Origin of the sequence: Marinomonas colpomeniae (assembly GCF_014803385.1) — a bacterium.
Taxonomy (GTDB): Bacteria; Pseudomonadota; Gammaproteobacteria; order Pseudomonadales; family Marinomonadaceae; genus Marinomonas; species Marinomonas colpomeniae.
Window position 1 is genome coordinate 34,814 of the sequence record NZ_JACYFC010000009.1, and the last position, 7,143, is coordinate 41,956.

Genomic DNA, 7,143 nt, shown 5'->3' on the forward strand with positions numbered 1-7,143 from the left:
TGCTCCGCTTCTTTATCTTAGGCTTTAGATGCTTTGATGTTTGCAATGAACTGGTCGAACAAAGGTGCTACATCGTGAGGACCAGGGCTCGCTTCAGGGTGACCTTGGAAGCTAAATGCGCTCTTATCCGTACGGGAAATACCTTGTAACGAACCATCAAACAATGATTTGTGCGTCATTACCAAGTTGGCAGGCAATGTTGCTTCATCTACCGCAAAACCGTGGTTTTGGCTGGTGATCATAACCGTGCCCTTTTCGATCGCTTGTACTGGATGGTTAGCACCGTGATGACCGAATTTCATTTTCTTGGTTTTCGCACCAGACGCCAATGCTAAAAGTTGATGCCCAAGACAGATGCCGAATACTGGAATGTCTGTCTTAAGAATCTCGGCAATGGCTTCAATCGCATAATCACATGGCTCTGGATCACCAGGACCATTTGAAAGAAAGACACCATCTGGATTCAATGCAAGCACATCGCTTGCTGGTGTTTTAGCAGGAACCACTGATAAGCGACAACCGCGCTCAACCAACATGCGAAGAATATTACGCTTCACACCGTAGTCGTAGGCAACCACATGGAATTCTGAGCTGTCTGGCGTTGTATGACCTTTCACAAGATCCCAAGTAGATTCAGTCCACTCATACGCTTTATCGACAGTCACTTCTTTCGCAAGATCCATGCCTTTTAAGCCTGGAAAAGCACGCGCTGCGGCTAGAGCTTCGTCAACTCGATCAAACGCATCATCGCCTGCAATAATACAGCCAGCTTGAGCGCCTTTTTCACGTAAAATACGTGTTAACTTACGAGTATCAATGTCAGCAATACCAACAACGTTTTTGCGTGTTAGAAAAGCATCTAGTGTTTCTTCTGAACGCCAGCTGCTTGCAACAATAGGTAGGTCACGAATGATCAAGCCTTCACACCATACATTGCTAGATTCGTCATCTTCAGAATTAATGCCAGTATTCCCGATATGGGGATAGGTCAAGGTGACCATTTGTCGAGCATAGGAAGGATCGGTAAGAATTTCTTGATAACCAGTCATCGAAGTATTAAATACTACTTCGGCGGTTGATGAGCCATCAGCTCCGATAGATACACCTTTAAATACAGTGCCGTCTTCCAGAGCCAGAATCGCTGTTGTTGCCAAAGGAACCTCCCGTTTAGAGCCTAATTCAGGTTGCAAAAAAGCGAGACGAATCTTAGATCCATCTCGCTTTTTAAAATTTGCGCTTTTGACGTCTTTTTACCGAAGCCTGTCCGATAATAATTACGTTCAAAAAATCTGAGCAATTTTACTATTATACACTCCAAGCGTCCACCCAGAATCCCAAGTAAATGCCTAAATATAAGTCTATTTCACTGCTTTTTAATTGACTATTTAGTCAAGAATAAAGTTTCCTTAACAGAGCAAGCCGTCAGCTACTTTTTGTGCCGTTTCATAGCCTTCTAAATTACCCAAAACGGTCAATGCAAACACCATCGCAGCCGCTGGACCTCGTCCAGTTAAAATATTGTCGTCCATCACAACAGGCTGATCAGAAATATATTCCGCGCCCGTTAAGCCGCCTTCAAACCCTGGATAGCAGGTCGCTTGTTTCTCGACGACAAACCCATGAGTACCAAAAACAACCGCTGGTGATGCGCAAATTGCCGCAAGCAAAGCATCTTCTATATCATGTTTTTCTAAAATATCTATCAGCAACTCACAGTCACGTAAATGCTCAGCGCCCGGCATTCCGCCTGGCAACACCACTGCATCAAACATTTGGTCAGCCACGTCCGTCAACAAAACATCCGACTCTAGCTTGCAGCCATGCGCCATCTCAATCTGTTTTGTTTCATGCACGCTAGCTACCGTGACTTCTAGACCACCACGGCGTAATACATCAATAATAGTGATCGACTCAATGTCTTCATTACCGTTAGCAATAGGAACTAATACTTTCGTCATACTCAGACATCCTCAAATATAAAATTTAGATCGTTAACGTAAACAAACAAGCCGCTTCATGACCTTGTTCTGTTTGATAATAATTTTTGCGCAGACCCACTTGCTCAAAGCCTAATGATTCATACAAGTTAATTGCGCTTAGGTTAGATTCTCGTACTTCTAACAAATATTCTGTTACACCAATTTTCTCAGAGTCATCTAACCATGCAGTCATCAGTTTTTTGGCTAGACCTTGTCGACGTGCTGATACATTCACTAAGATCTGCTCTAATTCAGATTGATCAAAAACCTGAGATGCCGTGAGCCAACCGAGAATGCCACCATCTTCATTCTCGTTGCTTTTCACCACCCAGCTCTTCCTCGTTTGCAAAGCATCTATTATTAATGACTCGCCCCAAGGATGAGGATTCGACGTTGCATCAAGATGAACAATTGAAGACAAATCAGATTCAAGCGCGGGACGAATAAAAATAGAAGAACTCATAAGATGCGAAACCATAGACTCCAGTAACCTAATGACTAACTGTTTGAGTTAAAAAGGCAAGACTGCATCACTTCCCATGCATCTTTGCGTAACTCAGGAATACGGTGTAATTCAGACAGACTCACAATACGAGCCGTAGGATATTGTTTTAATAAACTCTCTGCAGGCAAATCATCCATAAGCTGAGCAACTTGATCTCCAGCCAAAACCAACAAAGGCGTTTCTGGAAAGTCTTTCACCAAGCGATCAACATAGCTCTCCAACGCACCAAATAACCAATCGGCACGTTTTATAAAGTAAGGATTCTTCAGCCCTCCTGGCCAAGAAAAAGCGCTACTTTGCCATTCATCAATAGATTGCTTTAACAAAGCTTGTCCCATTTTAAGGGCAAGACGTTCAACCTCTTCCTCTTGCGAAAACACCTGAGGAACATCACTCAAAATCAACAACTTGTTAGATAATGAATAAGCTCGAATGTCTAGACGCGTAATTTGGCTTACGATAGATGGATCAGGCTCAACAATAATATCCACGGCCAACTCTTCAATCGGCTGCAAATCTTCGACAATGATTTCTGGGCCCGCATTTAATTGTTCACGCAGGCCGCTTACTGATTGCTCTTTTTCTTCTGGTAACATTTTCGCAACAGGTTTAGGTATTGCAACGTCAAACCCTGCCGTTTCTACATCCATTTTAGGTGAACCGAGAATAGGAGCGTCTGGTAGAGTTATACCACTATCATTCTTAGTCGCAATGTCAGAACCAGCAGGTAAACCTGTTCCTACCACCCAAGGTTGAGGCGGCATAAACACCGTACCAGTAATGCCCGCTTGTGAACTTTCAGACACAGACAACCAAGACACCACGCCAATTTGCGTTAAGCAATGGGTTTGGAAAGCTTGCTTCGATGTTAGTTCACGGAACATATTGACCTTAGTAAGTTTCAATAATTAGCATTAGAATATTAAATAACTGATCTAAATGCGTTTTAAACGCGTAAATATATATACGTTAAATGATGAAGCCAAATATACGCGCTTCAGCTACGACTTGCTATATAGCACACGTAAGATTCCATAGTCTGATATTCATCAACTGTGTATAATCTCGCGAAATCATTGTCCAGACTAAACCCTCGTTTTCATTGAGATACATATTAAGGTAAAAACTATGACATCTTTGCTATTCCGCGTTGCCCTTATCATTGCGGTATCGATAAGCTCTATTAGCTTTGCAGCAACTCTACCAGACTTAAAAGGTCGTACTATTTTAGCGGTCACTGAAAATGCTTATACACCTCTTAATTTTGTTGATGCTGATACAGGCAAAGGGATTGGCTGGGAATACGATGCTATGAATGAAATAGGTAAACGTCTAAACGCAAAAATCGAATGGCACCTAAGTAGCTGGGACACTATGATTCAAGCCGTAAAGCAAAACCAATACGATATAGGCATGGATGGCATAACCATTAATGAAGAACGTGCACAACAAATCGACTTCTCTATACCTTATATGACAGCTCAGCAATTCATGCTAGTCAGAGCAGATGAAGAGCGTTTTCAAGATGCTGAATCTTTTGCTGCGAATGACGATTTCCAATTTGGCGCACAAGCAGGAACAACCAATTTTTATGTTGCAGTTTACAACGTGCTTGATGGCGATGAAAATAATTCTCGCATTACACTTTTAGAAACGTTTGGAGCATCTGTACAAGCGTTAAAATCAGGGGATGTTGATAGTGTTTTAATGGATTCTGCGTCAGCTCGTGGTTACATTGGTGCAAACCCTGGCCAATTTAAAGTCATAGGCGGGCCATTAGGTTCAGAAGACTTCGGTTTTATACTAACACCAGATTCTGATCTTCTTAAGCCAGTTAATGCAGCGATAGAAAGTATGAGGAAAGACGGCACATTAGAAGCATTGAACAAGAAATGGTTTTTTGACTATAACCAGTAATAAATAAGCCTTCAGTGCAACTAATTAAAACTCTGTAACGGATCGTCCATTTAATACGACGATCCGTTTTATTTATTCAGGTTATCCTTTGATTGTCTCATTATTTAATAATTATGCCCTTTAAAAAAACTGTAGAACGTACGCCTTGGTGGTTAGTCAGCATCATCATTATCGCCCTGATTCTGTTATGGAACATGGTTGCAGAACAAAGTTACCAAAAAATAGCAGGGGCACTAAGTGAGGGCTTACTTACTACAATAGGCGTCACCTTTGTAGCATTTCTAATGGCAAGTATATTGGGACTGTTTATTGCTTTATCAGGCTTTTCCCGTTATCGAATTATTCGTGAATTTGCTCGTTTTTACGTGGAGATATTTCGCGGCGTACCTGTGCTCGTCTTGCTCTTTTATATTGCCTTCGTTGGCGCACCTGAAGCGGTAAAGCTCTATAACTGGGCCTTACAAGTCCCTATCGACAATGGCTGGTTAGAAGAAGCCAAAACTCGAGACTTCACACTATTGTGGCGTGCCATTTTTGCTCTTGCTATCAGCTATAGTGCTTTCATTTCTGAAGTGTTTCGTGCAGGCATACAAGAAGTCGACAAAGGCCAAATAGAAGCGGCAAAGGCATTAGGGCTTTCTAGCTGGTATAGATTTAGGCTGATTATTTTGCCACAAGCAATGCGAAAAATATTACCTCCTCTTGGTAACGACCTAGTCGCGATGATCAAAGATTCAGCTTTAGTTTCTGTGCTCGGTGTTCAAGACATAACTCAACTAGGTAAAGTATACAGCTCGTCGACATTTCAGTTTTTCGAAACTTACAACGTCGTAGCCTTTATGTACCTTATTCTTACTCTGAGTTTGTCATTGTTAATTCGCTCCTTTGAAAACCATCTAAGGCGCAACGACCACCATTGACTAAAGACTGTTTTTCAATGGAAGATAAATTCACAACAAGACTTAATGAACTGATGACTGAATAACGTACCAGATATCATTTTTCTTATAGATTCCAATTTCAATCACAGCATCACGTTTCTCATAAACGCCCTTCCATACAAATCTAAAAACATCCAAATTATCTACTTTAAAGTTCCGCAACGTGCCCAAGAATTCATAACCTAAGTTCAGCCCATTTCGTACATGCATACTTTCAATGTCATCCAGGAAAGTTTCTTTTGAGAAATTAACCAGATACTTTTCTTCAAAGTGTTTTATGTACAGATCAAAGTCACCTTCATCATCTGCCCTTAACATTTCTTTTAAGTATTGTTCAGCAATAAGCCGTTCTTCAGATGATTCAGTCATTTCCATTCTCAAATTTTATTACATTAATGTAGCGTTAATTAAAGCCGTTTTTTAGTACCTTCTCTAAATTTATACTAATTCACTTCGTGCTTTTACAATAACTACTTTATTTCGACTAGGCCTAGCGTCTTTTGACTTCCACCAAAATTCAAAGTGTCATATTAGACAGCGGGGTTCTATAATCTAGTGAAACAAGTTTGAATTGAATAATCTTTCTTCGGGCCATTTACAGTAAAGCTTAGTTGAAATTCATCACCTGATAAAAATTCAAACTTGGCATCATAATGGTCTTTAATACACAAGTGATGAGATGTCAGTATACTGGCGTGAATAAACTCAAAACTCAAAAACAGCTCACCTTTCGTCGCACCATCGGAGAAAAAAATATCGAAACCGGTGTCAGTCATCACATATTCATACTCTCTAAAAGCATTTGGTTTTTGGTTATTTGATGGGCTAGGGAGAGTCACAGCTTCTTTATAATTTAGAAGCTTGTCGTTTTGGTTATTGAGCTGAAACATTGCTTGTCCAGTAATCTCACCAAAACCTGAAATAACTCGGTGTATTCTCCAGTCTCCTAGGAAATACGATAAAACGCCTTCTGCTTCTATTACATACATTTAAACAAATACCCTATTGACCATAACTATTGATGCTTCAGCGCATAACTTCCGTTCAAATTACACAAAAAAAACAGGCAACCCTACAAAGATATCTTGTAAAAATCATTTTTCATAAAAAACATTGTGCAAGATGATTTGAAATAAACCACTGTATTGGGGTTAATTCGAAAATAATTTCATTTTATTACATAAGAACAATACGATCTAGCGGCCTTCCCTTACTAATTTTACTGCATAATCCGTGATTATTTGGCCTTTCTATCCTTATTGTTAAAATACGATTCATTCCGTGCTTACTTTGCTCAAACCTTGCATATTTGGGCAATTATGAACAGACAAAGCTCGATCTGGTAAACATGAGGGAAGCGTCTGAAACGCTATTCTAATATTAATTTTTTGCTTTAATATTTACTTCATCAGACGGGGACTTACTCATTAAGTCTCTCTTTAAATGAATACATTGAAAGGTAAATTATTATGAAAAAATTAACAGCTATCGCAGCTACTCTTATTACTGCTTCTGCTTTGTCTACTTCTGCTTTCGCATCATCTGATGACTCTGCAGTAGAAAGTTTTCAAACAGCTCGCGCTGGTGTTCAAGCATTAACAATCTCTCTAGAGAACCTAGGTGCAACAGTTGATAAAAACGTTGACCTAAACGGTGCTTACACATTCAGCCAAAAAGAAGCCGCTTACAACGCGAAGCATTCTGATCTTCAAGCACAATTTGATGCGCTTCAAGCTCAATAAGAACGTTATTAACGTTAAATATTTAACTGAATTTTAAAAGGATATTATTATGAAAAAAT

Annotated in this window: 9 protein-coding genes; 3 read left to right on the plus strand and 6 right to left on the minus strand. The window is 40.0% G+C overall.

Features of this window, described 5'->3' with window-relative positions; genetic code table 11:
* Positions 1 to 17: 17 nt before the first annotated feature.
* From carA to IF202_RS16945, 4 genes are all read right to left on the minus strand, one after another.
* Positions 18 to 1,154: a glutamine-hydrolyzing carbamoyl-phosphate synthase small subunit gene (carA, locus tag IF202_RS16930; protein WP_191596099.1), complete on the minus strand. Its 1,137-nt coding sequence runs from the start codon at positions 1,152 to 1,154 to the stop codon at positions 18 to 20.
* A 252-nt stretch (positions 1,155 to 1,406) separates the two neighbouring features.
* Positions 1,407 to 1,958, minus strand: coding sequence for a DJ-1 family glyoxalase III (locus tag IF202_RS16935; protein WP_191596100.1), 552 nt, complete (start codon positions 1,956 to 1,958; stop codon positions 1,407 to 1,409).
* A 25-nt stretch (positions 1,959 to 1,983) separates the two neighbouring features.
* Positions 1,984 to 2,442, minus strand: a complete 459-nt coding sequence (gene rimI / locus IF202_RS16940) for a ribosomal protein S18-alanine N-acetyltransferase (protein ID WP_191596101.1) — start codon at positions 2,440 to 2,442, stop codon at positions 1,984 to 1,986.
* A 35-nt stretch (positions 2,443 to 2,477) separates the two neighbouring features.
* A complete protein-coding gene (locus IF202_RS16945; RefSeq protein WP_191596102.1) occupies positions 2,478 to 3,368 on the minus strand; it encodes a hypothetical protein in 891 nt (296 codons plus the stop codon).
* 244 nt (positions 3,369 to 3,612) lie between these two features.
* On the opposite strand from IF202_RS16945, the gene IF202_RS16950 reads away from it, so the two are divergent.
* The gene (locus IF202_RS16950) at positions 3,613 to 4,401 is read left to right on the plus strand and encodes a transporter substrate-binding domain-containing protein (RefSeq protein ID WP_191596103.1); all 789 of its coding nucleotides are present in this window, start codon (positions 3,613 to 3,615) and stop codon (positions 4,399 to 4,401) included.
* A gap of 92 nt (positions 4,402 to 4,493) precedes the next feature.
* Positions 4,494 to 5,321, plus strand: coding sequence for an amino acid ABC transporter permease (locus IF202_RS16955; protein ID WP_235963594.1), 828 nt, complete (start codon positions 4,494 to 4,496; stop codon positions 5,319 to 5,321).
* Positions 5,322 to 5,363: 42 nt separating this feature from the next.
* On the opposite strand, the gene IF202_RS16960 is transcribed toward IF202_RS16955, so the two are convergent.
* Together IF202_RS16960 and IF202_RS16965 are read right to left on the minus strand one after the other, a co-directional pair.
* A complete protein-coding gene (locus tag IF202_RS16960; protein WP_191596105.1) occupies positions 5,364 to 5,711 on the minus strand; it encodes a hypothetical protein in 348 nt (115 codons plus the stop codon).
* A gap of 176 nt (positions 5,712 to 5,887) precedes the next feature.
* Positions 5,888 to 6,331 (minus strand): DUF6314 family protein, encoded by a 444-nt coding sequence (locus IF202_RS16965; RefSeq protein ID WP_191596106.1) that lies wholly within the window; start codon positions 6,329 to 6,331, stop codon positions 5,888 to 5,890.
* Between the two features lie 480 nt (positions 6,332 to 6,811).
* Here IF202_RS16965 and IF202_RS16970 point away from each other — a divergent pair, with 480 nt between their 5' ends.
* On the plus strand, positions 6,812 to 7,084 hold the full coding sequence (locus IF202_RS16970; protein WP_191596107.1) for a hypothetical protein: 273 nt from the start codon (positions 6,812 to 6,814) through the stop codon (positions 7,082 to 7,084).
* Positions 7,085 to 7,143 lie beyond the last annotated feature (59 nt).

Excerpts from the sequence above, each read along its gene's own strand:
- IF202_RS16935 (WP_191596100.1), bottom strand. The coding sequence starts at position 1,958 with ATGACGAAAGTATTAGTTCCTATTGCTAACGGTAATGAAGACATTGAG.
- rimI (WP_191596101.1), bottom strand. The coding sequence starts at position 2,442 with ATGAGTTCTTCTATTTTTATTCGTCCCGCGCTTGAATCTGATTTGTCT.
- IF202_RS16945 (WP_191596102.1), bottom strand. The coding sequence starts at position 3,368 with ATGTTCCGTGAACTAACATCGAAGCAAGCTTTCCAAACCCATTGCTTA.
- IF202_RS16950 (WP_191596103.1), top strand. The coding sequence starts at position 3,613 with ATGACATCTTTGCTATTCCGCGTTGCCCTTATCATTGCGGTATCGATA.
- IF202_RS16960 (WP_191596105.1), bottom strand. The coding sequence starts at position 5,711 with ATGACTGAATCATCTGAAGAACGGCTTATTGCTGAACAATACTTAAAA.
- IF202_RS16965 (WP_191596106.1), bottom strand. The coding sequence starts at position 6,331 with ATGTATGTAATAGAAGCAGAAGGCGTTTTATCGTATTTCCTAGGAGAC.
- IF202_RS16970 (WP_191596107.1), top strand. The coding sequence starts at position 6,812 with ATGAAAAAATTAACAGCTATCGCAGCTACTCTTATTACTGCTTCTGCT.